Source organism: Cupriavidus sp. SW-Y-13 (assembly GCF_009793345.1).
GTDB lineage: Bacteria > Pseudomonadota > Gammaproteobacteria > Burkholderiales > Burkholderiaceae > Cupriavidus.
In genome coordinates this window covers 2,773,300-2,798,259 of the sequence record NZ_WHLX01000001.1, presented here as the reverse complement: position 1 = coordinate 2,798,259, position 24,960 = coordinate 2,773,300, and the positions used below count along the sequence as shown (strand labels likewise).

Sequence of the window (24,960 nt, the reverse complement as noted above, 5' to 3'; positions counted from 1 at the left end):
TCAGGCCGGCGTGTACGCCAATCGCACATAAACCGGTGCGAACGGCTCGGCCTGGGTGATTTCCACAAGCGACTCGCGCGACAGTTCGAGCATGGCGATGAAGTTGACCACCACCACGGGCACGCCCTTGCCGGAACGGATGGCGTCCTCGAACAGCTCGGTGAATTCCATGAACCTTGCGTGTTGCAGCCGCCGCAGGATCTGGCTCATGTGCTCGCGCACGGAGAGTTCCTCGCGCGAGATCTTGTGATGCTGGTTCAGCTTGGCACGCTTGAGCACATCGGCCCAGGCGGCCTTCAGGTCCACGGTTTCCACATCGGGAAAGCGCGGTGCCAGGCTCTGCTCGATGTAGACCTGCGAGCGAAGGAAATCGCGGCCCAGTTGCGGCACGGTGTCCAGCCGCTGTGCGGCCAGCTTCATCTGCTCGTATTCCAGCAGGCGGCGCACCAGTTCGGCGCGCGGGTCCTCGGCCTCGTCGTCGCTGTCCGCCTTCTTGACCGGCAGCAGCATGCGCGACTTGATCTCGATAAGCATCGCCGCCATCAGCAGGTACTCGGCCGCCAGTTCCAGATTGGTCTTGCGAATCTGGTCAACGTACGAAAGGTACTGACGCGTCACCTGGGCCATCGGAATGTCCAGGACGTTGAAGTTTTGCTTGCGGATCAGGTACAGCAGCAGGTCGAGCGGACCTTCGAAGGCTTCGAGGAAGATCTCCAGCGCGTCCGGCGGGATATAGAGATCCTGCGGAAGCTTGAACAGCGGCTCGCCATACAGGCGCGCGAACGCCATGCCGTCGATCATGTCGGCGGGATTGGCGGCGCTGCCCATGGGGGCCACGCTGGGCAGTTCCACCGGCAGGCTCAGCTTGTCCTGCGGGTGCTGCTCCAGCGGATCGCTCGATGGCATGCGGGGAGAGGGCGAGGGACTGACCGGCGCGGGCCGATCAGTTGTCCGACGAGTAGACGTAAGGCTTCTGGGCCACGCGCGATTCGTCGGCGCGGGCGCGTTCCTCGAGGTCGATCGGCGCCTTGTCCCACAGCAGGTTGCGGCCCTGGCGCTGCTCCGCCTCCAGGGCAGGGCGTTCCTGCTTGAGCGTCTTCAGGAACTGGGTGATATCCGATTCGTACATGGCCATGGCGAAACCTGAGCCCTTTCCGGGCGGCGTTGGGGGTAACGGGGCGAGATTTTACCGTATCGGCGCGGCCACCCGCCGTGGCGGCCAATGAATCTTTATTTTTGCGGACGGGAATGGCGTGTCGTCGCCGACGGTGTGGTCAAATAGCGACTTGTTTCTGGACCCCAAGGACGGATGAGCCTGGTTTTTGGCCACATGGCCGGACTGATCGCCGCAGGCAGGACGCGACGCCCCGGCTCGGGTGGCGCTCTCTTCACGCGCGCGTGTTCCTGCCTTGTCACCTTGCTGCTGGCCTGCGCGGTCTGGATACCCGACGCCCAGGCCAAGGACGCCTACAAGGTCGAGATCGACGCCCCCGATCCGCTGAAGGACATCCTCAAGGAACACCTCGACCTCTCGCGCTACCGCGACCGCACCGATATTTCCGACGACCAGTTCCATTACATGGTGGAAACCGTGGGCGACCAGGTGCGCCAGTTCGCGTCCACCGAAGGCTGGTTCGATCCGGAGACCACGGCTACCGTGGAAGGCGAGGGCGACCAGCGCGTGGTCAAGATTAAGGTGGTGCCCGGCGCGCGCACTGAAATCCGGCGCGTGGACCTGAGCGTGACCGGCCCGGCGGCCACACAGTCGCCCAGGCAGATCGAAGAGATGCGCAAGAAATGGGGTCTGCCGGTGGGCGACCCCTTCCGTCAGGCGGACTGGGACAAGGCCAAGGAGGATGCTCTCGTCCAGTTGCAGAGCCACACCTACTACGGCGCGAGGATGACCGCGTCGCAGGCGCGTGTCGAGCCCGAGGAACATGCCGCCGATTTGTCGGCGAAGTTCGAGAGCGGCCCGGCCTATGTACTTGGCCCGCTTGAAATCGAAGGCACGCGCCGCTATCCCGCCCGCATCATTCAGAACGTGAATCCGCTGTCGCAAGGGGAGCCGTACCGCGTGGAGCGACTGCTGGAGTTTCAGCGCGCGGTGCAGAACCAGCCGTATTTCTCGAACGTGCAGGTTGATCTGCTGGAGCCGCCGGCGGCAACCTCCGCCGAGGCCGCCGCGCAGCAGGAGACCGTGATCGCGCCCGTGCGCGTCAGGGTGCGCGAATATCCGACGCACCGGCTCAGTTCCGGTGTGGGCTACACGACCGATACCGGCGCGCAGGTGGAAGGCCGCTATTCCTACTACAACCTGTTCAACCGCGCATGGGTGTTCGATTCGCAGGCGCGGATCGAGCAGAAGCGCCAGTACGCGTTCGTGGAAACGGCGATGCCGCCGGATACCCACACTTACCGCAACAGTATCTACGGCAGCTACGAGCGCACCATCGACATCGAGAGCACCGACCTCACCAGCTGGCGCGGCGGTCTCAAGCGGTCCCGCTCGCGCGAGAAGTACGACACCACGGTCTCGCTCGATTTCTACTACGACAACCTCACGCCATACGGGCAGCCCTCGCAGATATCGAAGGCGCTGGTGCCGGCCTTTGCATGGACGCGCCGCGATGTGGATAACCCGGTCTTCCCGCGCCGGGGCAACGTGATCAACACGCAGGTCGGCGTGGCGGCCAAGAACGTGCTCAGCGATGCCACGTTCCTGCGGCTGTACGGCCGGGTCCGGCAGTACGTGCCCGTGGGCAATCGCGACCTGTTCATCGCGCGGCTGGAACTGGGCGCGAACATCACGTCGAGCGATCCGGCGCTGATTCCGGCGTCGCTGCGTTTTCGCGCGGGGGGCACCGACTCGATCCGGGGCTACAGCTACCAGTCGATCGGTACGCCTAACGGCGCCAGCGTGCTGCCGGCGCGCTTCCTGGGCACGGGTAGCGTCGAATACCAGTACTGGTTCAAGCCCGAGTGGGGCGCGGCGGTGTTCTGGGACATGGGCACGGCCACCAACAACCTGGCTGGCGTGAAGATCTATCACGGCGTGGGTGTTGGCGCGCGCTGGCGCAGCCCGGTGGGTCCGGTGCAGCTCGATGTGGGCTACGGCATCCAGGAGAAGCAGTTCCGGCCGCACATCTCGCTCGGGGTGGCGTTCTGATGAGTATTCCGGACATGCCCCCCGTGCCGCGTGACGACGAGAACACGCCGCGCGCGCCCCGCAAGCCAAAGCGCCACCGCGTCTGGAAGGTCCTGGCGTGGCTCGTCGGCCTGCTTGTGCTGCTGCTGGTGGCGATTGTGGTCACGGTGGTGGCGGCGCTGCGCACGGAGGCGGGTACGCGTCAGGTGTGGAATCTCGCCACGCGTTTCTCGGCGGGCATGCTGGCAGGGCAGCTTGATGGGGGCACCGTGGCCAGCGGGCTGCGCATGCACGATCTGGTGTTTGCCAGCGGCGACACACGCGTGACCATCGACCGCATCGACGCCAAATGGCAGATGTCGTGGTCGCCCCGTCGCCTGCATGTGGAATGGCTCAAGCTCGGCAAGATCGATGCGCGGCTGCCGGCGTCGGCGCCCAGCACCGAGCCGGCGAAGATGCCCGAGTCGCTGGAACTCCCCCTTGCTGTCGATATCGATACGCTGACCGTGAGCGAGTTGTCGCTGCTGCAGGGGCCGGCGGCCACGTCGAGCCCACTCGTGCTGTCGGATCTGGCCGCCACGCTGCATAGCGATGGCCTGCGGCACCGGCTGACCGTGGACCGGCTGACTACGCCTTACGGCAAGCTGCAGGCCAATGCGCAGATTGCGGGGCAGAAGCCGTTTGCGCTGTCCGCCGAGGCACTGCTCGAAGGCAAGTGGAAGGAAGAAGCGTACGCAGTGTCCGCCAGGGCCAATGGCTCGCTGGATCAACTGCGTGCCGATGTCGACGCCACCGGAGACCGTATCCGCGCGCGCGCCAATGCCGATGTCACGCCCTTTGGCCGCGTGCCGTTCACGCACCTGCTGATCGACGGCGAGCGCATCAATCCGCGCCTGTTCAGCCCCACGGCACCGCAGGCCAATCTGACCGTGCATGCGGAATTGCGCCCCGTGGAAGCCGTGGCGCCGCCGCCGCGCGTGGCCGCGCCGAAGCCCGGCGAATCGACCGCCAGCGCGGTGGAGGCGGCCTCGGCAGCTTTGGCTTCCGCGCCCGTGCCGACACCTGCCGCGCCAACGTCGAATCCCCTCGCCGTAGCGGGCGAGGTCACGATACGCAACCTCGATCCCGGCACCATCGACCGCGAGCGCTTGCCCGTCCACAGCGTGACGGCGCGCGTGGAACTCAGCGAGAAAACGCAGACGCTGCGCGACCTGCGCATCGCACTGCCAGGGCGTGCGGAGATCGTCGGGCAGGGCGCGCTGCAGGACGGGCGCGGCGGCTTCGATCTCGACGTGCGGCGGCTCGACGTGGCCGCGCTGTACACCACGCTGGTGAAGACCAATCTGTCCGGCCCGGTGATCCTGCGGCTGGAGCCGGGGCGCCAGAGTGTGGCACTTGACGTGGCGGGCGGCGAGATCAAGCTGTTCGCCGATGCGAAGATCGACGAGGAGTCGGTCACGCTGTCCGCGCTGCGCGCCGGACTGGGTAGCGGCACGCTGACCGCCGATGGCAAGCTCGGTCTCAAGGGCGAGCAGGCTTTCGACTTCAAGGGCAAGCTTGCCAATTTCGATCCGTCGCGGCTCGCCAAGGTGGCGCCGGGGCGTATCAATGCCGATTTCTCGACCAAGGGCTCGCTGGCAAACGTGCTGCGCGTGGCGCTCGATTTCGCGCTGGGCGAGAGTGAATACGCAGGGCTGCCGATGACTGGCAAGGGGCGGGTCCGGCTGGAAGGCGAGCGGTTGCTGCCGAGCGAGGCATCGCTGCTGATGGCGGGCAACCAGGTGAACCTGAACGGCAGCTTCGGGGCGCGTGGGGATCGGCTCAAGGTCAATGTCGACGCGCCGCAACTGGATCGGCTCAAATTCGGCGTGGCCGGCAAGGCCAAGCTCGATGCCGAGGTCACTGGCACGTTGAAGAAGCCCGAGATCGTGGGCGACTACAGCGCGCAGTCTCTGGTCGTAGGTCCGCACAAGGTGGCGAATGCCAGCGGCCACGCCGAACTGCGCGGCGGTCTGGATGGCACCGTCAATGTCCAGCTCGCCGTGCGCGACTATCAGGGTCCGCAGGCATCGGTGCGTACGCTCGATGCCAACCTCAAGGGCACGCAGGCCAATCACGCCTTCGATGCCAAGGCGGCTGGCACGATGAACGGGCAGCCACTGCAACTCTCGCTGGCCGGGCAGGGCGCGTGGCGTGGCGACCAGGGCTGGAACGGCACGATCCAGACGCTGGACGAGCGGGGCACCGTCAACGTGCGCCTCACCGCGCCCGCGCAATTGCTGGTGGCGGAACAGCACATCCGGCTCGGCCAGACGCGTTTGCAGTTTGCCAAGGCCACGATGAACATCGAGGGCTTCGAGTTCGACCATGGCCGCATCCGCTCGCAGGGACGCATGGATGGCGTGGAAGTCGCCAACATCCTCAAGCTGCTGGAGACATTCACGGGAGAGTCGGCACCCATTCGCTCGGACCTTGTGCTCGATGCCAGCTGGAACCTGAGCCTTGCCGAGACGGCCACCGGGTTTGCGGACATCCGGCGCCGTAGCGGCGATGCCTCGATCAACGCGGGCCGTGGATGGACCGCGCTGGGGTTGGGCGAGACCGGCCTTCGCGCCGAGTTCTCCGGCAACCGCGTGACGCTCCGCGGCGGCACCACGGCGCAGCGGCTCGGCAAGCTGGTCGTCGATGCTTCGGCAGGACTCGTCAGCGAGCAGGGACTGCTGACAGTGGGGCCGGCCTCGACACTTGGTGGTACGGTCACGGCCGACATGCCGCGCCTGAAATCCCTGGAGGCGCTGGCGGGGCCGCAGTACGCGCTCGATGGCAAGCTGGCGGCGGCGCTGCAACTCGCCGGTACGGTGGGCAATCCGTTGCTGACGGGTTCGATCGATGGCAGCGGCATCGGCATTACGCTGTACGACCTCGGCATCCGCTTGACCGATGGCGTGGTGCAGGTGGTGCTGGACCAGAATACGGTGGAGCTGAAGCAGGTGCATTTCCGCGGCGGCGACGGCACGCTGACGGCTACCGGCGCCATCAAGCTCGGCGAGACCGATCCCAACCTGACGGGCAAGATCGTCGCGGACAAGCTGCAGTTGTTCGCCAGCCCCGAGCGCACGCTGATCGTCTCGGGCGAGGCAGGCATCGCCAACGAAAACAAGCAGATCGCGATACGCGGCAAGTTCCGCGTGGATCGCGGGCTGTTCGACTTGCCGAAGGCTGGCGCGCCGGTGTTGGGCGACGATGTGGTGGTGGTGCGCCGCAGCGACCAGCGTGAGGTCAAGACGGCCGCTACACCCGTCGTACCCGAGTCGAAACCGGCCAGCCGCTTCAGTCCGTTGATCGACGTGGCGATCGACCTCGGCGACAACTTCCGCTTCCGTGGGGCGGGCGCCGATATCCTGCTGGCCGGCACGCTGGGTATCAAGAGCGAACCGCTGGCGCCGATGCGCGCAACGGGCACGGTGCGCGTGGTGGATGGCACCTACGAGGCGTTTGGCCGCAAGCTCAACATCGATCGCGGCATCATCAATTTCAATGGTCCTGTGGACAACCCGAACATCAACATCCGCGCGATGCGCCGCAACCAGGAAGTGGAAGCGGGCGTGGAGGTGACCGGCACAGTGCGGATTCCGCGTGTGCGACTGGTGTCCGAGCCAAACGTACCCGACGAGGACAAGTTGTCATGGCTGATGTTCGGCTACGGCGCCGAAAGCGCGGGAACAAGCCAGCAGCGGCAGTTGAGCGGGGGCGCACTCGGTGGCGCGGCGCTGGGCATGATCGGTGGGAAGGCGGGAAAAAGCGTGGTCTCGCACTTCGGCATCGACGAATTTTCCATCGGACCGAGTACCGCCGGCCTGAACGACCAGCAGGTGGTCAGCATCGGCAAGGCGGTCTCTGACCAGATCTCTGTGGGCTACGAACAAAGTCTGACCTCGGCATCGAACGTGGTGAAGCTCACCTGGGCGTTCTCGCGGCGCTGGTCGCTGATTGCCAAGGGTGGTTCGATCAATGGCCTGTCCGTCTTGTTCAACCGCCGGTTCAACAACTGGAGTACGCTGTTCTCCGGCGGTTCGGGCCGGCGTACCGCCGACGCCGATCCGGCCGCGCAGGGCGCCAGCGCTCCGGCTGGCGATCCCGTCGAAGCGATCAAACGATAGGCCGATGATGACTCGATTGACCCGATTGACTCATGCGTCCGCGCGACGCCTTACCGCCATGGGACTGATTGCGAGCGTGCTTGCCCTGTTCGGTTGCGACCAGCAGAAGGTGGACGAGACGATGAAGAAAGCCGGTGACGTGGCCCGGAACACGTGGAACAGCGTGAAGCCTGACAGCCAGTTGTTCAAGGGCATCGAGATCGGCAAGTCCACCGAGGACGATATCCGCCGTCAGGCCGGCAAGCCCGAGATCGTGTGGGAGGAACCGGACGGCGGCCGCCGCCTGGAATATCCGCGCGGCCCCGAAGGCACTACGACGTGGATGGTCACCACCAATGCCGATGGCACGGTGCGCTCGATCGAGCAGGTACTGACGGCGGAGAACTTCGCCAAAGTGCGCCCCGGCATGAACAAGGACCAGATCCGTCGGCTACTGGGCAAGCCGACCAAGGTCGAGGCGTTCCGCCTGAAGCAGGAAGAGGTGTGGGGCTACCGCTGGATGGAAACGAGCATCGACCGCGCGTTCTTCAACGTGCATTTCAACCCGGACGGCACAGTGAGTACGACGTCGCGGAGTGATGATCCGTCGCGGAGGCAGGGAGGCTGAGTTTTACTCCCCTACCCATTGTTTTCTCCCCTCTCCCGCTTGCGGGAGAGGGGCGGGGGTGAGGGCAGGCAGTTCAAGCAACGACAGGTCGCAATTTGAACCGCAATACCCTCACCCCCAATCCCTCTCCCACGTTGTGGGAGAGGGGAGCAAGACATCGTGCGGGATCGATTCTGTGAATTACCGAATCCGCATCCCCGGCACCGCGCCACTGTGCGGTTCCAGAATCCACAGCCCCGGATTCGCCTTCTCGTCTGCCGCCGACGCTGCCAGCACCATTCCTTCGGACATGCCGAACTTCATCTTGCGCGGCGCCAGGTTGGCAACCACCACGGTGAGCTTGCCCTTGAGCTGTTCCGGCGTGTAGGCCGACTGGATGCCCGAGAACACGTTGCGGGTCTTGCCTTCGCCAACATCCAGCGTCAGTTGCAGCAGCTTGGTCGAGCCTTCCACCTTCACGCAATCGACGATCTTCGCCACGCGCAGGTCGATCTTCACGAAATCGTCGATCGTGATCGTGTCGGCAATCGGTTCGATGGCGGCTTCGGCCGCTGCAGCAGCGGGGACGGCGGCAGCTTGCAGCGAATCGCGGTTGGCGGCCAGCAGGGCGTCGATCTGCTTGGTATCGACGCGCGTCATCAGATGCTGGTAAGGCTGGATCGGACGGTCCGCCGACAGTTCGGTGTCGATGGCGCGCCAGTCCATCGATTCCACGTTCAGGAAGCGCTCCACGCCAGCAGCCATCTCCGGCACCACGGGCTTCAGGTAGACGGTCAGCAGGCGGAAGGCTTCGAGCGAAACCGAGCAGGCCGCGTGCAGGGCGTCGCGCTTGGCGTCGTCCTTGGCCAGTTCCCACGGCTTGTTGGTATCGACGAACGCGTTCACCGCGTCGGTCAGTTCCATCACCAGTCGCAGCGCCTTGCTGTATTCACGGCCTTCGTAGAACGCCGCAATCTGCGGGGCGGCCTGACGCAGTTGCTCCAGCAGCGGATTGGCCAGCGCGGCTTCGTTGACCTTGCCGTCGAAACGCTTGACCAGGAAGCCCGCTGCGCGGCTGGCGATGTTCACGTACTTGCCGATCAGGTCGCTGTTCACGCGGGCGACGAAGTCGTCCAGGTTCAGGTCCAGGTCTTCCATGCTCGCGTTGAGCTTGGCGGCGAAGTAGTAGCGCAGCCACTCCGGGTTCATGCCGGTGTCGATATAGCTCTGCGCGGTGATGAACGTACCGCGCGACTTGCTCATCTTGGCGCCATCGACCGTCAGGAAACCGTGCGCGAACACGTTGGTCGGTGTGCGGTAGCCCGAGAACTTGAGCATGGCCGGCCAGAACAGCGTGTGGAAGTACAGGATGTCCTTGCCGATGAAGTGGTACTGCTCGGCGGTGGAGTGCGGGCCGACCCAGGCGTCGAAGTCAATGCCGCGCTTGGCCGCCAGGTTCTTGAAGCTCGCGTAGTAGCCGATCGGGGCATCGAGCCAGACATAGAAGTACTTGCCCGGCGCGCCGGGGATCTCGAAGCCGAAGTACGGCGCATCGCGCGAGATGTCCCAGTCGGACAGCGTCGAGGCTTCGCCTTCGGCGCCCAGCCACTCCTGCATCTTGTTGCTGGCTTCGGGCTGGGCCAGGTCGGCCACCCACTCGCGCAGGAACGTCTCGCAGCGCGGATCGGACAGGCGGAAGAAGAAGTGCGTCGACGACTTGCGCACCGGCGTGGCGCCCGACACCACGGAATACGGGTTCTTCAGGTCAGTGGGCACATACGTCGTGCCGCAAACTTCACACGAATCGCCGTACTGGTCCTTGGCGTGGCACTTTGGGCATTCGCCCTTGATGAAGCGGTCCGGCAGGAACATTTCCTTGACCGGGTCGTAGAACTGCTCGACATCGCGCTCGGCGATCAGATCCTTGTCTTTCAGCGACAGGTAAATCTTCTCGCAGAGTTCACGGTTTTCTTCGGCGTCCGTGCTGTAGTAGTTGTCGAAGGAGACCAGGAAGCTGTCGAAATCGCGCTTGTGTTCGGTCCAGACGCGGTCGATCAACTGCTTCGGCGTGATGCCTTCCTTTTCCGCGCGCAGCATGACCGGCGTGCCGTGGGTATCGTCGGCGCCCACGTAATAGACCTCGTTGCCCATCATTCGCTGGAAACGCACCCAGATGTCGGTCTGGATGTACTCCACCAGGTGGCCGATGTGAATCTGGCCGTTGGCGTACGGCAGGGCAGAAGTAACGAGGATGCGGCGTGCGGTCATGAAAAAGCCGTTCAGAGGGGTGGGAATGCGTGTCCTGCGGAGAGCGGGACGAAGGAACCGGCTATTTTAGCAACTGCGGGGGAGACGTGCCTGTTCCGGGGTGGAACTGGCCGCAATGTCGGCGAAATGACCGCGAAATGGGGGCGTTAGGGAGCGAAATCGGCGCCGATCACCGTGAATTCACTTTGAAAAAGCCAAAAAAAAGCGCCGGTTAGACACCGGCGCAGCTTTCCACAACGGAAAAGGAGGAGAAATCAGGCACCGCCCGGGAGGTCAGCCACCCATCGCGAGCCAGCAACGGTGGCAAGCGGTACCTGAACTCTATGACTGCTTACCCAGAAATTGGTTTCAAGAAAATTTCGACTCGGCGATTCTGGGCGCGTCCCTGCTCCGTGGAATTGTCTGCAACCGGCTGCGTCTGGCCCCGGCCTTCGGCGGTCAGGCGGTTGCGCGCCACGCCGCGATCGCCCAGATAGGCGGCCACGCTCTGCGCGCGGCGCTGGGACAACTGCATGTTGTAGCTCGGGTTGCCGGTACTGTCGGTATGGCCCACGACATTGGCCACCACGTCCTGGTGCTGGCCCAGCGTCTGGGACACCTGGTCGAGCACCGCGCGGAACGACGGCTTGATCGTCGAGCTATCGGTATCGAAAGTCACCTGGCTCGGGATGTTCACCTTGAGCGAGCCATCGGGCTGCTCGGTGATCGTGGTGCCGGTTCCGGCCGTATCCTTGTTCAGTTTGCCGCGGATCGCGTTCCAGTTGTAACCGGTGGCACCGCCCACTGCCCCACCTACGGCCGCGCCGACCAGCGTGCCGGTGGTGTTGCCGCCGATCAGGTTGCCAAGGCCGGCGCCCACTGCCGCGCCCACGCCGGTGCCGACAGCGGTATTGGTGCCTTGTTCGGTAGCACAGCCGGCCAGTGCGGCAGCAGCCACGATCGAAACGGTAACGAGCTTGAAGTTCATGCGTTCTCCTTCTGGAAATTCCCGTAAATGTTCTGCCAACAGCATGCCGCATGGTACTGCCTGGCGCCATGCGCCGGACCCGCTGCAAACAAGTTTCAACATTGTGTTTGAAAACGCGCATGTAGCGGTATCGGACGGCGTCCGATACCGGGCGTTCACGCCGGCCGCTATCGCTGTCCTTCGGGCGGCCGCTGCAAGTTGGCGCACTACAATAGGCAGATGGCGGTAGGGGCACAAGACACAGAGTGTGAGAGATGTAAATGTCTGTAATCCCCCACATCGGGCAAGGTGTGGCGCCGCCTGATACATTACCCCCACATTCTCAGAATATTCCCAATCCCCATCCAGAGCGGAGTCCGACTTGAGCCTCACCACTGAACAGGTAACCGAAACCCTGCGCACCGTCATTGATCCCAATACGGGCAAGGATCTCGTCTCCACGCGCTCGGCGCGTAATGTGCGGGTCGACGGCGGCAATGTCTCCGTGGAAGTCGAACTTGGCTATCCGGGCCGCAGCCAGTTCGAACTGATCCGCCAGAAGGTCATCGATGCCGTCCGCGCCTTGCCTGGCGTGGCCAATGTCAGCGTGGCGGTCTCGATGAAAATCGTCGCGCATGCCGTGCAGCGTGGCGTGAAGCTGCTGCCCGGCGTACGCAATGTGATTGCAGTGGCATCCGGCAAGGGTGGGGTGGGCAAGTCCACCACGGCCGTGAACCTGGCGCTGGCCCTGGCGTCCGAGGGCGCACGTGTGGGCATGCTCGACGCCGATATTTACGGCCCGAGCCTGCCGATGATGCTGGGCATCAGTGGTCGCCCCGAGTCATCGGATGGCCAGACCATGCAGCCGCTGGAGGGCCACGGCCTGCAGGCCAACTCGATCGGGTTCCTGATCGACCAGGACAATCCGATGGTGTGGCGCGGCCCGATGGTGACCTCGGCGCTGGAACAACTGCTGCGCCAGACCAACTGGTCGGACCTCGATTACCTGATCGTCGACATGCCGCCGGGCACCGGCGACATCCAGCTGACGCTGTCGCAGAAGGTGCCGGTCACGGGCGCCGTGATCGTGACGACGCCGCAGGACATCGCGCTGCTGGACGCGCGCAAGGGTCTGAAAATGTTCGAGAAAGTCGGCATCCCCATCCTCGGCATCGTCGAGAACATGGCGGTCTACTGCTGCCCGAACTGCGGCCATACCGAGCATATCTTCGGCGCTGGCGGCGCGGCCAAGATGAGCACCGACTACCACGTTGACGTGCTGGGCAGCCTGCCGCTGAACCTTTCGATTCGCGAGCAGGCCGATTCGGGCCGGCCGACCGTGGTGGCCGAACCCGACGGGCAGATCGCGGAGATCTACCGCGAGGTGGCGCGCAAGGTGGCAATCAAGGTGGCCGACAAGGCGCGCGACATGACCAACAAGTTCCCCAGCATCGTGGTCCAGAACACCTGAGAATCGGGCATTGTCCGACATTGCCGTCGCGATCACCTGACCTACAATCCACACGGCATACCACGCGAAAATACAACGCGAACACACCAAGGGAGGAAGCGGCATGAAACGGGTACTGTTTGGACTGGCAATCGGCGCGTCGGCCATCGCGATGGCGGGCTGCGCGGGCTCGGACAAGAGCGCGACGGCGGCCACGGCTGCACCTTCCGCCATGGCAGCGCCGGCGTCCGGTGGCGGCTCCACCAAGGCGGCGGCTACGCTGGCGGCCAAGAGTGGCACCAACACGGCGGGCCGCGTGACTTTCGACCAGCAATCGGGTGGCGTGCTCGTGGGCGTGCTGGTAACCGGCCTGGCGCCGGGTAGCGTGCATGGCTTCCACGTCCATGAGAAGGGGGACTGCTCGGCCCCGGATGGCATGAGCGCGGGCGGCCACTTCAACCCGGGCGGCAAGCCGCACGGCCAGATGACCGGCGGCGGCGACCACCACGCTGGCGACATGAACAACCTGACGGCGGATGCCAGCGGTAATGCCCGCGTGCAGTTCCTGATGCCTGCCGTCACCGTGGCGCCTGGTGCAAACAGCGTAGTCGGCAAGGCCGTGATCGTCCACAAGGACCCGGACGACTATCGCACGCAGCCTACGGGTAACGCGGGCGGCCGGATCGCTTGCGGTGTGATCGCGGCAAGCTGACAGGTAGCTGATCGATGCATGGCCCCCTTTTGCCGGCTTGCGGCAAGAGGGGGAGTCCGCCGGCAATATGGTTGTACAATGCGCCCCAAATCGCATGCGGCGCCCCGATTGGCGGGCCTGCCGTCCGTCCATCCTGCCACGCCCTTATGAGTATCAAATCCGACAAGTGGATCCGCCGCATGGCGGAGCAGCAAGGCATGATCGAACCGTTCGAGCCCGGCCAGGTACGGGAATCGGACGGACGCAAGATCGTTTCCTACGGCACGTCAAGCTACGGCTACGACATCCGCTGCGCCAACGAATTCAAGATCTTCACCAATATCAACAGCACGATCGTCGATCCGAAGAACTTCGACGAGAAGTCGTTCGTGGACTTCAAGGGCGACGTCTGCATCATCCCGCCGAACTCGTTCGCGCTGGCCCGGACGATGGAGTACTTCCGCATTCCGCGCAGCGTGCTGACGATCTGCCTGGGCAAGAGCACGTACGCGCGCTGCGGCATCATCGTCAACGTGACGCCGTTCGAACCCGAGTGGGAAGGCTACGTGACGCTGGAGTTCTCGAACACCACGCCGCTGCCCGCCAAGATCTACGCGGGCGAGGGTTGCGCGCAGGTGCTGTTCTTCGAGTCCGACGAAGTCTGCGAGACCTCGTACAAGGACCGTGGCGGCAAGTACCAGGGCCAGCACGGCGTCACCCTGCCGAAGACCTGACACACCTGTCATCTTCCCGAACTAGAATGCCGGCGTCTCATCCACGCCGGGGGTGCCACCGGCCATGAACCGGTACGGCGCCAGACCTGACGAATGAGCCACATGTCGCCGCTGCGGGAAACTTCCGCCGGCCATGTGGCTCAGTTCTTTCCAAGTACGCTCAACACCCAAGGATTTCCGATGAAATTCCGCTTCCCCGTCATCATCATCGATGAAGACTTCCGTTCCGAGAACATTTCGGGCTCGGGTATTCGCGCACTGGCCGAAGCCATCGAACGCGAAGGCATGGAGGTGATGGGCCTGACGAGTTACGGCGACCTGACGTCGTTCGCACAGCAGTCCAGCCGGGCTTCCACGTTCATCGTGTCGATCGACGACGACGAGTTCGTGCGGGCCGACGACCAGCCCGAAGCCGCAGCCATCGAGAAGCTGCGCGCGTTCGTGTCCGAAGTCCGCCGCCGCAATACCGACCTGCCGATCTTCCTGTATGGCGAGACGCGCACGTCCCGTCACATCCCGAACGACATCCTGCGCGAACTGCACGGCTTCATCCACATGTTCGAGGACACCCCCGAATTCGTGGCGCGACACATCATCCGCGAAGCCAAGGTCTATCTCGACACGCTGGCGCCGCCGTTCTTCAAGGCACTGATCGACTATGCGCAGGACAGCTCGTACTCGTGGCATTGCCCGGGGCACTCGGGTGGCGTGGCATTCCTGAAGAGCCCGGTGGGCCAGGTGTTCCATCAGTTCTTTGGCGAGAACATGCTGCGCGCGGACGTCTGCAACGCCGTGGAAGAACTGGGCCAGCTGCTCGACCACACGGGTCCGGTGGCAGCATCTGAGCGCAATGCCGCGCGCATCTTCAATTCGGACCATATGTTCTTCGTGACGAACGGTACGTCGACGTCGAACAAGATGGTGTGGCACGCCAACGTGGCGCCGGGCGACATCGTCGTGGTGGACCGCAACTGCCACAAGTCGATCCTGCACGCGATCATGATGACCGGCGCGATTCCGGTGTTCCTGATGCCCACGCGCAACCACTACGGCATCATCGGCCCGATCCCCAAGAGCGAGTTCGATCCCGAGACGATCCGCCGCAAGATCGCCGCGCACCCGTTCGCCAGCAAGGCAAAGAACCAGAAGCCGCGCATCCTGACGATCACGCAGGGTACGTACGATGGGGTGCTGTACAACGCCGAGCAGATCAAGGAAATGCTGGCGTCCGAGATCGACACGCTGCACTTTGACGAAGCGTGGCTGCCGCACGCCGCGTTCCACGAGTTCTACCGTGACATGCACGCGATTGGCCGCGATCGTCCGCGCAGCAAGGACGCGCTGGTGTTCGCCACGCAGTCCACGCACAAGTTGCTGGCCGGGCTGTCGCAGGCATCGCAGATCCTGGTGCAGGACTCCGAGACACGCAAGCTGGACCGGTATCGCTTCAACGAGGCGTACCTGATGCACACCTCGACGAGCCCGCAGTATTCGATCATTGCCTCGTGCGACGTGGCGGCGGCGATGATGGAAGCCCCGGGCGGCACGGCACTGGTGGAGGAAAGCATTCAGGAAGCGCTGGACTTCCGCCGCGCCGTGCGCAAGGTGGAAGCCGACTACGACGTCGATAACAACGGCGACTGGTGGTTCAAGGTCTGGGGCCCGGACACGCTGAACGAAGACGGCATCCCCGATCGCGACGAATGGATGCTCAAGGCCAACGAACGCTGGCACGGTTTCGGCGACCTGGCCGATGGGTTCAACCTGCTGGACCCGATCAAGGCCACGATCATCACCCCGGGCCTGGACGTGGACGGCGAGTTCAGCGAGCGCGGCATCCCGGCCGCCATCGTGACCAAGTATCTGGCCGAGCACGGCATCATCATCGAGAAGACGGGTCTTTACTCGTTCTTCATCATGTTCACGATCGGCATTACCAAGGGCCGCTGGAACTCGCTGGTGACCGAGCTGCAGCAGTTCAAGGACGACTACGACCAGAACCAGCCGCTGTGGCGCGTGCTGCCGGAATTCGTCGGCAAGTACCCGCAATACGAGCGGATGGGCCTGCGCGACCTGTGCGACGCGATTCACAGCGTTTACAAGGCCAACGACGTGGCGCGCGTGACCACCGAGATGTACCTGTCGGACATGGAACCGGCGATGAAGCCGTCGGATGCATGGGCGATGATGGCGCACCGCGAAATCGAGCGCGTGCCCGTGGACGAACTGGAAGGCCGCGTCACCGCCATCCTGCTGACGCCGTACCCGCCGGGCATCCCGCTGCTGATCCCGGGCGAGCGCTTTAACCGCATCATCGTCCAGTACCTGCGATTCGCCCGCGAGTTCAACAAGCTGTTCCCGGGCTTCGAGACGGACATCCACGGGCTGGTGGAGGATGAGGTCGATGGCGTGAAGGCTTATTTCGTGGATTGCGTGAAGCAGTAAGCGTTTCGCTGTTAAAAAGAAAAACCCCCGCTACCGAAAGGTGCGGGGGTTTTTGTATGCCTTTGGTTTCGCTCCCCTCTCCCGCTTGCGGGAGAGGGGCCGGGGGAGAGGGCCGGAGCATCAACAGCCGACCAACTGCACCATTGACCTACTTGCTCTTCTCGAACTGGAACTGTGGCGCCGCCGGCTCGCTGGACTCGCCAGCCCCCGGTAGCTCCAGCGTCCCCGGCGTGGAAGCTGCCCCTCCGGGCTTGTCAGCTTCCTGCCCGCCAAGCGGGATACTCACCTCCGCCGAATTGCTGTGTTTCAGCGATCCCTTGTCGAGCAGCCCGGTGACCATGCCCGGCCAGAACATCACTAGCAGCACCATGACCATCTGCAGGCCCACCCACGGGAGCGCGCCCCAGTAGATGTCCGAGCTCTTCACTTCCTTGGGTGCGATGCCGCGCAGGTAGAACAGCGCGAAGCCGAACGGCGGGTGCATGAACGAGGTCTGCATGTTCACGCACAGCATCACGCCGAACCAGACCAGCGCGGCAGTCGCCGCAGCTTCGGGGTTGCCGCCCATCGAATCGAGCACGACCGGTGTCAGCACCTTGACGGCCACCGGGGCCAGCATCGGCACCACGATGAACGCGATTTCGAAGAAGTCGAGGAAGAATGCCAGGAAGAAAATGAACAGATTGACGACGATGAGGAAGCCAATCCATCCGCCCGGCAACGAAGTGAACAGGTGTTCGACCCACGCGCCACCATCCACGCCCTGGAACACCACCGAGAAGCAGGTGGAGCCGATCAGGATGAACACCACCATGGCGGTGATACGTGCCGTGGACTGGTAAGCGTCGACGATCAGCAGGCGCAGTTCGGTCAACTGTCCGGCGCGGATCAGCAGCCACAGCACCACCAGGTAAGCCACCGCCAGCGGAATGCGGAAGGCATGCGAGCCAAACGCGAACACGCCCACGGCTGCGGCCACGACGGTGGCGGCAATCCCGATGCGGTAGATGTTGCGGTCGATCTTGTTGAAACCCTTGTCGCGGATCACGGCCAGCACCAGCGCGCCGACGGCGCCCATCGCACCGGATTCGGTCGGCGTGGCAATGCCGAGCATGATCGTGCCGAGCACCAGGAAGATCAGCACCGCGCACGGGATGATGCCACGCAGGCACTTGGCCCACAGCGCCCAGCCACGCAGCGTGCGCGCTTCGGCGGGAACGGGCGGCAGCCAGTCGGGCTTGATGCGGGTGAGGACGAAGGTGTAGAGCGCGAACAATGCGATCTGCACGACCGACGGACCCCAGGCGCCCAGGTACATGCTGCCCACGTCGGCGCTGCCCATCGGCGTCTTGAGCTGGTCGGCCAGCACGACCAGCACCAGCGACGGCGGCACCAGCTGCGTGATCGTTCCCGATGCAGCCAGCACGCCGGTGGCGTACTTCATGTTGTACCGGTAGCGCATCATCACGGGCAGCGAGATCATCGCCATGGCGATCACCTGCGCGGCCACCGTGCCGGTAATCGCGCCAAGGATGAAGCCGACGATGATCACCGAATAGCCCAGCCCGCCGCGCACGGGGCCGAACAACTGGCCCATGGAGTCGAGCATGTCCTCGGCCAGCCCGCATTTCTCCAGGATGGCGCCCATGAAGGTGAAGAACGGGATCGCCAGTAGCAACTCGTTGCCCAGCACGCTGCCGAACACGCGGCTCGGCACGGCCTGCAGGAACTGCATCGGGAAGTAGCCCCATTCGATGGCCAGGAAGCCAAAGGCCAGGCCTACCGCGGAGAGCGAGAATGCGACCGGAAACCCGATCAGCATGAATACCACCAGGCCGCCGAACATCAGCGGCGGCATATATTCCAACGGAATCATTATTGCACCGGCCTTTCGTATTTTGATTCGATGCGCACCAGGCCCTGCAGGGCGGCGAAGCGCTTGATCAGTTCGGAGATACCTTGCAGCGTGAGCAGGGCAAAGCCGAGGGGCACCACGAGCTTGATCGGATACCGGGGCAGGCCGCCCGAGTTACCCGACTGTTCGAGAATGCGCCACGAAGGCAGGAACAGCGATTCCCACGACAGCCACGTGAACAGAATCGTGGACGGCAGCAGGAAAACGAGGATGCCGAAGATGTCGATCCAGTGCTGCGCGCGCTCGGACACGTTTCCGTAGATCAGGTCCACGCGAACGTGTTCATTGCGCTGGAACGTGTACGACGCGCCAAACATCACGGCGATGGCGAACATGTACCACTGGAGTTCGAGCGGCCAGTTGTCGCTCAGGTTGAAGCCGTACCGCAGCAGGGCGTTCCCTGCGCTGACCAGGCACGACAGCAGGATCATGATGTTTGCAAGCCTGCCCGTGTGCTGGTTCAACCTGTCGATCTGTCGTGACAGACCAAGCAAGTAATTCATGGGTGTCTCCCCCTTTTCTAATGCGGCGGTCAGTTTATCTGTAACAAATTATGTGGGGGCTAGGGGATTGTCCTAGAAGGGTTGGTGCATGCTGGGTTTGCTCCCCTCTCTCACAACGTGGGAGAGGGGCTGGGGGTGAGGGTCCGGCGGTTCAAATTGCGTTATACCGTGCATCCACCGCCTGCCCCCACCCCCACCCCCCCTCCCGCAAGCGGGAAAGGGGAGACAGTCAGTAGGGGATTCCAGATACAAAAAAGCCGCTGGCCTTTCGGCGCAGCGGCTTTTTTACGACGCAGTCTTACGGGAAACTTACAGCGTCTTGCGTGCGGCAGCGATGGCGGCGCGTACCTGATCGGGCGCGGTACCGCCGATGTGGTTGCGCGAGGCGACCGAGCCTTCCAGCGTCAGTACGGTATGCACGTCGTCGCCGATCAGCGCGGCCTTGTCGCCCAGGCCGGAAACGTCGCGCAGTTCGGCCACGGTCAGGTCGGCCAGATCGCATTGGCGGTCGTCGCAGGCGCGCACGGCGTGGGCCACGGCTTCGTGGGCGTCACGGAACGGCAGGCCGCGCTTGACCAGATAGTCGGCCAGGTCGGTGGCGGTGGCGTAGCCTTGCAGCGCGGCGGCGCGCATGGCGTCCGGCTTGACGCTGATGCCCGGCACCATGTCGGCAAAGATCCGCAGCGTGTCGACGATGGTGTCCACCGTATCGAACAGCGGTTCCTTGTCTTCCTGATTGTCCTTGTTGTACGCCAGCGGCTGGCCCTTCATCAGCACCAGCAGGCCGCTCAGGTGGCCGAACACGCGGCCGGTCTTGCCGCGCGCCAGTTCGGGCACGTCGGGGTTTTTCTTCTGCGGCATGATCGAGCTGCCCGTGCAGAAGCGGTCGGCAATGTCGATGAAGCCGACGCGCGGGCTCATCCAGATCACCAGCTCTTCCGAGAAACGCGAGATGTGGGTCATCACGAGCGAGGCGGCGGCGACGAATTCGATCGCGAAGTCACGGTCGGACACGGCGTCCAGCGAGTTGCGGCAGACGCCGTCAAAGCCCAGTTGCTGGGCCACGAACTCGCGATCGATCGGGTAGCTCGTGCCAGCCAGAGCAGCCGCGCCCAGCGGCAGGCGGTTGACGCGGCGGCGGCAATCGGCCATGCGCTCGGCATCGCGCGTGAACATTTCCACGTAGGCCATCAGGTGGTGACCGAACGTGACCGGCTGCGCCACCTGCAGGTGGGTGAAGCCCGGCAGGATCGTGTCGGCGTTCTTGTCCGCCAGATCCATCAGCGCGCCGCGCAGGTCGCCCAGCAGGCCGATGATGTTGTCGATTTCGCTGCGCAGCCACAGGCGGATGTCCGTGGCCACCTGGTCGTTACGCGAGCGGCCCGTGTGCAGGCGCTTGCCGGCGTCACCGACCAGCGCGGTCAGGCGCGCTTCGATATTGAGGTGGACGTCTTCGAGGTCCAGCTTCCATTCAAACTGGCCACCCTCGATCTCGCCACGGATCTGCGTCATGCCCCGCTCGATCTCGGCGCGGTCGGCCTCGGCGATGATGCCCTGCTTTGCCAGCATGGCCGCGTGGGCCAGCGAGCCCTGGATGTCGAACAGCGCCAGGCGCTTGTCGAAGAAGACCGAAGCGGTGTAGCGCTTCACCAGGTCGGACATCGGTTCGGAGAAGCGGGCGGACCAGGCTTCGCCTTTCTTGGCAAGTTGGGAAGTCATGACAGGGGCAGGGCGGAAAATCGGAAACGGCGATTATATCGCTTGAGACGCCCCGAATCCCGGTGGTTTGCTCCCCTCTCCCGCGAGCGGGAGAGGGGCAGGGGGAGAGGGCAGGTGGCTCAAGATGCGATAGATGCCAATTTGAACCGCCGCGCCCTCTCCCCCGACCCCTCTCCCGCCGTGCGGGAGAGGGGAGCACCCAGCGTCGAAGCAGGCTCATTTAACCGCTATTCCGCAACCCAGCCGCCACCCCGTTGATCGTCAAGTGAATCCCGCGCCGCACGCGCACATCGTCGGCGTCCTTGCCGGCGCGGTAGCGCTTGAGCAGTTCCACCTGCAAGTGGTTCAGTGGATCGAGGTACGCGAAGCGGTTCTTGATCGACCGGGCCAGCAGCGGATTCTCCGCTAGACGCTCCGCACGGCCCGTGATCAGGGCCAGCATGTCGCAGGTCAGGTGCCACTCGGCGCTGATGCGCGAGAACACCGTCTTGCGCAACGCGGCGTCTTCGCACAGCCCGGCGTAGCGCGAGGCCACGGCCAGGTCGGTCTTGGCCAGCACCATGTCCATGTTCGACAGCAGCGTGCGGAAGAACGGCCATGTCTTGACCATGCGCTTGAGCGTGGCGATGACGGCCTTGCGGGCCTTCTCGTCCGGAGCATCGTTCAGCAGGGATTGCACCGCGCTGCCGAAGCCGAACCAGCCCGGCAGCAGCAGACGGCACTGGCCCCACGAAAAGCCCCAGGGAATCGCACGCAGATCTTCGATCTTGCGGTGTTTCTTGTCCATCAGCTTGCGCGAGGCCGGTCGTGAACCGAGGTTCAGGTCGGCGATTTCCGTGATCGGCGTCGTGGCGAAGAAGTAATCCTTGAAGCCCGGGGTGTCGTAGACCAGGTGCCGGTAGCTCGTGAACGCGCGGTCCGACAACTGCTGCATGATGGCCTCGAAGCCTTCCAGTCCCGCTGGCGCGTTCTGCGTGGGCAGCAGCGAGGCTTCCAGCGTGGCCGCGATCACGGTTTCCAGATTTCGCCGGCCGATCTCGGCATTGGCGAACTTGCTGTTGATGATTTCGCCTTGCTCGGTCAGGCGGATCTGGCCGTTCACGGTGCCCGGCGGCTGCGACAGGATGGCTTCGTACGTCGGGCCGCCGCCGCGACCCACCGTGCCGCCGCGGCCGTGGAACAGGCGCAGCTTGACGCGGCGTTCCTCGAACAACTTCACCAGCGCGAGTTCGGCCTTGTAGAGTTCCCAGTTCGAAGTGAGGAAGCCACCGTCCTTGTTCGAATCCGAATAGCCGAGCATCACTTCCTGCTCGACGCCATGATGCTTGATCACCGAATCGAAGCCCGGCAGGTCCAGCAGCGATTCCATGATGCCGGCGGCGTTGCGCAAGTCCTCGATGGTTTCGAACAGCGGGATGACCATCAGCTCCATGCGCGCCGGATCGGTCTTGCTGCCCAGCGTGCCGCGCAGCATGCCGGCTTCCTTCTGCAGCAGCATGACCTCGACGAGATCGGACAGCGTTTCGGTGTGCGAGATGATGTAGTTGCGCGCCACGCGGTTGCCATAACGGGCACGCAGGTCACGGGCCATGCGGAAAATGGCCAGTTCGCTGCGGGTCTGCTCGGAATAATCGTGCCAAGGCAACGTGAGCAGGCGCGGCTGGCGCAGCTCGGCCAGCAGCAGTTCCAGCTTCTTTTCCTCGGACAGTGCAGCGTAATCCTTCGCGATGCCGGCGGCCTGGAACAGCTCGGCGATCACGGCCTCATGCACGTCCGACACCTGGCGCATGTCCACCGATGCCAGATGGAAGCCGAAGATGGCGATGGCGCGCACCAGCGCGTCGATGCGACCGCGAGCCAGCGATTCCCCGTGGTGCGAGCGCAGCGAATCGACCACGATCTGCACATCGGCGGCGAAGGCCTCTGCGTTGTCGTACGGGGCCACATCGGCCACCGGGTGGCGCTGCGCCTCGTGGCCGGTGAGGTTTGTCGTGGTCGCGGCCAGACGCGCATAGATGCCGATCAGTGCGCGGCGATACGGTTCGTCGGCACGATGCTCGGAATGGTCGGGCGATGCCTCGGCCAGTGCGAGCAGCTCGGGGCTGGCATCGACCATCAGCGAGGACAGCGGCAGTTCCGCGCCCAGTGCGTGGACCTCGTCGAGATACCACTGCATGATCAGCGTGGATTGCTGACGCGAGGCGTACTCCAGCGTTTCGGCGGTCACGTTCGGATTGCCGTCGCGGTCGCCGCCGATCCAGGAACCCATCTGCAGGAACGGCGCCAGCGGCGCAGGCGTAGTGCCAGCCTTGCTCTTGCGCGGGAACACGGTCGCGATGTCTTCCTCCAGTTCTGCCATCAGGCGCGGAATGCCATGGAGGAACGTGGTGCGGTAGTAGGACAGCGCGTTCTCGATTTCGTCCACGACCATCAGTCGCGTATTGCGCAGCATCCGGGTCTGCCAGAGCGTAGTCACGCGCGCGCGCAGTTGCGCCGTGTTGTGATCGCGTTCGCGCGCGGTCATCGGCAGGTCGCGCTCGGCCAGCAGGCGGGCAATCTCGCGCTCGGCGTCCAGGATCGACTTGCGCTGCACTTCGGTCGGGTGCGCGGTCAGCACCGGCATGATCAGCGAGTTGTCGAGGAAGTCGCGCAACTGCTTGCCGGTCACACCGGCGGCGTCAATGGCTTCCAGCGCACGGGCCAGGCTGCCCGGCTGCGCCGGCGAGCCCGCCAGCGCATGCACGCGTCGGCGGCGGTTGTGGTGCTGGTCCTCGGCGATATTGGCGAGGTGCGAGAAGTAGCTGAAGGCGCGGACGACCGAATTGGTCTGATCGCGCGACAGGCGTTTCAGCAGGCGGTCCAGCTCGGCCCCGGCGGCACGGTCGTTCTCGCGGCGAAACCGCACGGCGGTCTGGCGGATCGTCTCGACGAGTTCGAACGCGGCATCGCCTTCCTGTTCACGCACGGCATCGCCCAGCAGTCGGCCGAGGAAGCGGATGTCGTCGCGCAGCGGCAGGTCCTTGTCGGCGGCGCGGCGGGCGGGGGAAGCCGTGGTGGTCCCTTCGGGCGTCACCACGGTGAGCCTGGGCCGGGCGGATGCCTTGCGGGCGGGGGTGTTCGTGGATTTCGCGGGGGCGCCCGGCGTGGTGTCTTTCGCGTCATGCTGGCCTGAGGCTGGCGTAACTGACTTGCGGCCGGTGGAACGGGATCGGCCGGTAGGGCGCGCAGCAGGCTGCGTCATGAAACTATCTCCTCGTATCACTACGTTATAGATATATGTATTCGGTACAAGACAGGTACGCTTCGTCCTCTTCCTGGGTGCCGGAAGAGGATAGGGTGCGTGCTAACATGCGCGCATGCAAGCACCCGCCCAAACTACCGTCCAACCGTCCGCACAATCGCCGTCTGCGGCCTCCGCGTCTTCTCCGTCCGCTGCCGCCACAGATCGTAGCGCGCCGTCCCGCCTCGTGATCGCGTCGCGTGAAAGCAGACTGGCGATGTGGCAGGCGGAACATGTGCGTGCTGCGTTGCAACAATACTATCCCTCGTGCGATGTGTCCATTCTGGGAATGACGACACGGGGTGATCAAATTCTCGATAGGACACTGTCGAAAGTTGGCGGCAAGGGCCTGTTCGTGAAGGAGCTGGAAGTCGCGATGGCCGAAGGGCGTGCCGACCTGGCTGTGCATTCCCTCAAGGATGTGCCGATGGAGTTGCCCGAAGGGTTTGCCTTGACAGCCGTGATGGAGCGCGAGGATCCGCGCGACGCACTGGTGTCCGCCGAATACGCTTCGCTCGACGATATGCCTCCGGGCACGGTGGTCGGCACGTCGAGCCTGCGCCGCGAAGCCGCGTTGCGCAGCCGCTACCCGCATCTGGTCATCAAGCCGCTGCGCGGCAACCTCGATACCCGCCTGGGCAAGCTCGACCGTGGCGAATACAGCGCGATCATTCTCGCCGCCGCTGGCCTGAAGCGGCTGGGCATGGGCGACCGCATTCGCGCGCTGATCGGGCAAGACAGTTCGTTGCCCGCGGCTGGACAAGGTGCGCTGGGCATCGAGATCTGCTCGAACCGGCCCGAATTGGCCGAATGGCTTGCCCCCCTCAATCACTCCTCGACGTTGCTGGCCGTTTCCGCCGAGCGCGCCGTGTCGCGTCGGCTGGGTGGGTCGTGCCAGGTGCCGCTGGCCGCCCATGCGCGCTGGCACGACGACATCCTGCAACTCGATGCATTCGTGGCCTTGCCCGATGGCACGCGCAGCGTGCGTGCCCATGCCACGGGTCCGGTGAATTCGGTGCAGGCCGCAGAGGCCCTCGGCACCGCCGTGGCCGGAGACCTGCTCGCCCAGGGTGCCGACGCCGTGCTGGCTTCGCTCGCCACGGCCGGACCTGCCTGAG

General features: G+C 64.3%; 16 protein-coding genes. 8 read left to right on the top strand and 8 right to left on the bottom strand.

Annotated elements, in window-relative coordinates; genetic code table 11:
* Both GA566_RS12460 and GA566_RS12455 read right to left on the bottom strand, forming a co-directional pair.
* The gene (locus GA566_RS12460) at positions 1 to 906 is read right to left on the bottom strand and encodes a ScpA family protein (protein WP_137926939.1); all 906 of its coding nucleotides are present in this window, start codon (positions 904 to 906) and stop codon (positions 1 to 3) included.
* Positions 907 to 943: 37 nt separating this feature from the next.
* Positions 944 to 1,135 (bottom strand): DUF3460 family protein, encoded by a 192-nt coding sequence (locus GA566_RS12455; protein WP_137926940.1) that lies wholly within the window; start codon positions 1,133 to 1,135, stop codon positions 944 to 946.
* 174 nt (positions 1,136 to 1,309) lie between these two features.
* On the opposite strand from GA566_RS12455, the gene GA566_RS12450 reads away from it, so the two are divergent.
* Genes GA566_RS12450 through bamE form a run of 3 tightly spaced genes read left to right on the top strand, consistent with a single transcriptional unit; the run spans position 1,310 to position 7,912 of the window.
* A complete protein-coding gene (locus GA566_RS12450; RefSeq protein WP_137926941.1) occupies positions 1,310 to 3,166 on the top strand; it encodes an autotransporter assembly complex family protein in 1,857 nt (618 codons plus the stop codon).
* A complete protein-coding gene (locus GA566_RS12445) occupies positions 3,166 to 7,305 on the top strand; it encodes a translocation/assembly module TamB domain-containing protein (RefSeq protein ID WP_137926942.1) in 4,140 nt (1,379 codons plus the stop codon). Before GA566_RS12450 ends, GA566_RS12445 begins: the two co-directional genes overlap by 1 nt.
* 58 nt (positions 7,306 to 7,363) lie before the next feature.
* Positions 7,364 to 7,912: an outer membrane protein assembly factor BamE gene (gene bamE, locus GA566_RS12440; protein WP_137926953.1), complete on the top strand. Its 549-nt coding sequence runs from the start codon at positions 7,364 to 7,366 to the stop codon at positions 7,910 to 7,912.
* 180 nt (positions 7,913 to 8,092) lie between these two features.
* Here the strand turns inward: bamE and metG are convergent, their stop codons facing one another.
* A complete protein-coding gene (metG, locus tag GA566_RS12435; protein ID WP_160472889.1) occupies positions 8,093 to 10,159 on the bottom strand; it encodes a methionine--tRNA ligase in 2,067 nt (688 codons plus the stop codon).
* A 331-nt stretch (positions 10,160 to 10,490) separates the two neighbouring features.
* The gene (locus GA566_RS12430) at positions 10,491 to 11,126 is read right to left on the bottom strand and encodes an OmpA family protein (RefSeq protein ID WP_137926944.1); all 636 of its coding nucleotides are present in this window, start codon (positions 11,124 to 11,126) and stop codon (positions 10,491 to 10,493) included.
* A 361-nt stretch (positions 11,127 to 11,487) separates the two neighbouring features.
* On the opposite strand from GA566_RS12430, the gene apbC reads away from it, so the two are divergent.
* The 4 genes from apbC (at position 11,488) to GA566_RS12410 (ending at position 16,425) form a co-directional block, all read left to right on the top strand.
* A complete protein-coding gene (gene apbC, locus GA566_RS12425; protein ID WP_160472888.1) occupies positions 11,488 to 12,576 on the top strand; it encodes an iron-sulfur cluster carrier protein ApbC in 1,089 nt (362 codons plus the stop codon).
* A 103-nt stretch (positions 12,577 to 12,679) separates the two neighbouring features.
* Complete coding sequence (locus GA566_RS12420) at positions 12,680 to 13,267, top strand: superoxide dismutase family protein (RefSeq protein ID WP_160472887.1); 588 nt, start codon at positions 12,680 to 12,682, stop codon at positions 13,265 to 13,267.
* 146 nt (positions 13,268 to 13,413) lie between these two features.
* Positions 13,414 to 13,980 (top strand): dCTP deaminase, encoded by a 567-nt coding sequence (gene dcd, locus GA566_RS12415; protein WP_137926947.1) that lies wholly within the window; start codon positions 13,414 to 13,416, stop codon positions 13,978 to 13,980.
* A 180-nt stretch (positions 13,981 to 14,160) separates the two neighbouring features.
* Positions 14,161 to 16,425, top strand: a complete 2,265-nt coding sequence (locus GA566_RS12410) for an arginine/lysine/ornithine decarboxylase (RefSeq protein ID WP_137926948.1) — start codon at positions 14,161 to 14,163, stop codon at positions 16,423 to 16,425.
* Between the two features lie 148 nt (positions 16,426 to 16,573).
* On the opposite strand, the gene GA566_RS12405 is transcribed toward GA566_RS12410, so the two are convergent.
* The 4 genes from GA566_RS12405 to ppc form a co-directional block, all read right to left on the bottom strand.
* The gene (locus GA566_RS12405) at positions 16,574 to 18,301 is read right to left on the bottom strand and encodes a TRAP transporter large permease subunit (protein ID WP_137926949.1); all 1,728 of its coding nucleotides are present in this window, start codon (positions 18,299 to 18,301) and stop codon (positions 16,574 to 16,576) included.
* Positions 18,301 to 18,843: a TRAP transporter small permease subunit gene (locus tag GA566_RS12400; protein WP_160472886.1), complete on the bottom strand. Its 543-nt coding sequence runs from the start codon at positions 18,841 to 18,843 to the stop codon at positions 18,301 to 18,303. The genes GA566_RS12405 and GA566_RS12400 overlap by 1 nt, the downstream gene beginning before the upstream one ends.
* 309 nt (positions 18,844 to 19,152) lie before the next feature.
* A complete protein-coding gene (gene argH / locus GA566_RS12395) occupies positions 19,153 to 20,562 on the bottom strand; it encodes an argininosuccinate lyase (protein ID WP_160472885.1) in 1,410 nt (469 codons plus the stop codon).
* Between the two features lie 220 nt (positions 20,563 to 20,782).
* The gene (ppc, locus tag GA566_RS12390) at positions 20,783 to 23,803 is read right to left on the bottom strand and encodes a phosphoenolpyruvate carboxylase (RefSeq protein ID WP_137927271.1); all 3,021 of its coding nucleotides are present in this window, start codon (positions 23,801 to 23,803) and stop codon (positions 20,783 to 20,785) included.
* A gap of 115 nt (positions 23,804 to 23,918) precedes the next feature.
* Here ppc and hemC point away from each other — a divergent pair, with 115 nt between their 5' ends.
* Positions 23,919 to 24,959 (top strand): hydroxymethylbilane synthase, encoded by a 1,041-nt coding sequence (gene hemC / locus GA566_RS12385; RefSeq protein WP_137927270.1) that lies wholly within the window; start codon positions 23,919 to 23,921, stop codon positions 24,957 to 24,959.
* Position 24,960 lies beyond the last annotated feature (1 nt).

Coding starts and splice junctions, on each gene's coding strand:
- GA566_RS12460 (WP_137926939.1), bottom strand. CDS start 906: ATGCCATCGAGCGATCCGCTGGAGCAGCACCCGCAGGACAAGCTGAGC.
- GA566_RS12455 (WP_137926940.1), bottom strand. CDS start 1,135: ATGGCCATGTACGAATCGGATATCACCCAGTTCCTGAAGACGCTCAAG.
- GA566_RS12450 (WP_137926941.1), top strand. CDS start 1,310: ATGAGCCTGGTTTTTGGCCACATGGCCGGACTGATCGCCGCAGGCAGG.
- GA566_RS12445 (WP_137926942.1), top strand. CDS start 3,166: ATGAGTATTCCGGACATGCCCCCCGTGCCGCGTGACGACGAGAACACG.
- bamE (WP_137926953.1), top strand. CDS start 7,364: ATGGGACTGATTGCGAGCGTGCTTGCCCTGTTCGGTTGCGACCAGCAG.
- metG (WP_160472889.1), bottom strand. CDS start 10,159: ATGACCGCACGCCGCATCCTCGTTACTTCTGCCCTGCCGTACGCCAAC.
- GA566_RS12430 (WP_137926944.1), bottom strand. CDS start 11,126: ATGAACTTCAAGCTCGTTACCGTTTCGATCGTGGCTGCTGCCGCACTG.
- GA566_RS12420 (WP_160472887.1), top strand. CDS start 12,680: ATGAAACGGGTACTGTTTGGACTGGCAATCGGCGCGTCGGCCATCGCG.
- dcd (WP_137926947.1), top strand. CDS start 13,414: ATGAGTATCAAATCCGACAAGTGGATCCGCCGCATGGCGGAGCAGCAA.
- GA566_RS12410 (WP_137926948.1), top strand. CDS start 14,161: ATGAAATTCCGCTTCCCCGTCATCATCATCGATGAAGACTTCCGTTCC.
- GA566_RS12405 (WP_137926949.1), bottom strand. CDS start 18,301: ATGATTCCGTTGGAATATATGCCGCCGCTGATGTTCGGCGGCCTGGTG.
- GA566_RS12400 (WP_160472886.1), bottom strand. CDS start 18,843: ATGAATTACTTGCTTGGTCTGTCACGACAGATCGACAGGTTGAACCAG.
- argH (WP_160472885.1), bottom strand. CDS start 20,562: ATGACTTCCCAACTTGCCAAGAAAGGCGAAGCCTGGTCCGCCCGCTTC.
- ppc (WP_137927271.1), bottom strand. CDS start 23,803: ATGACGCAGCCTGCTGCGCGCCCTACCGGCCGATCCCGTTCCACCGGC.
- hemC (WP_137927270.1), top strand. CDS start 23,919: ATGCAAGCACCCGCCCAAACTACCGTCCAACCGTCCGCACAATCGCCG.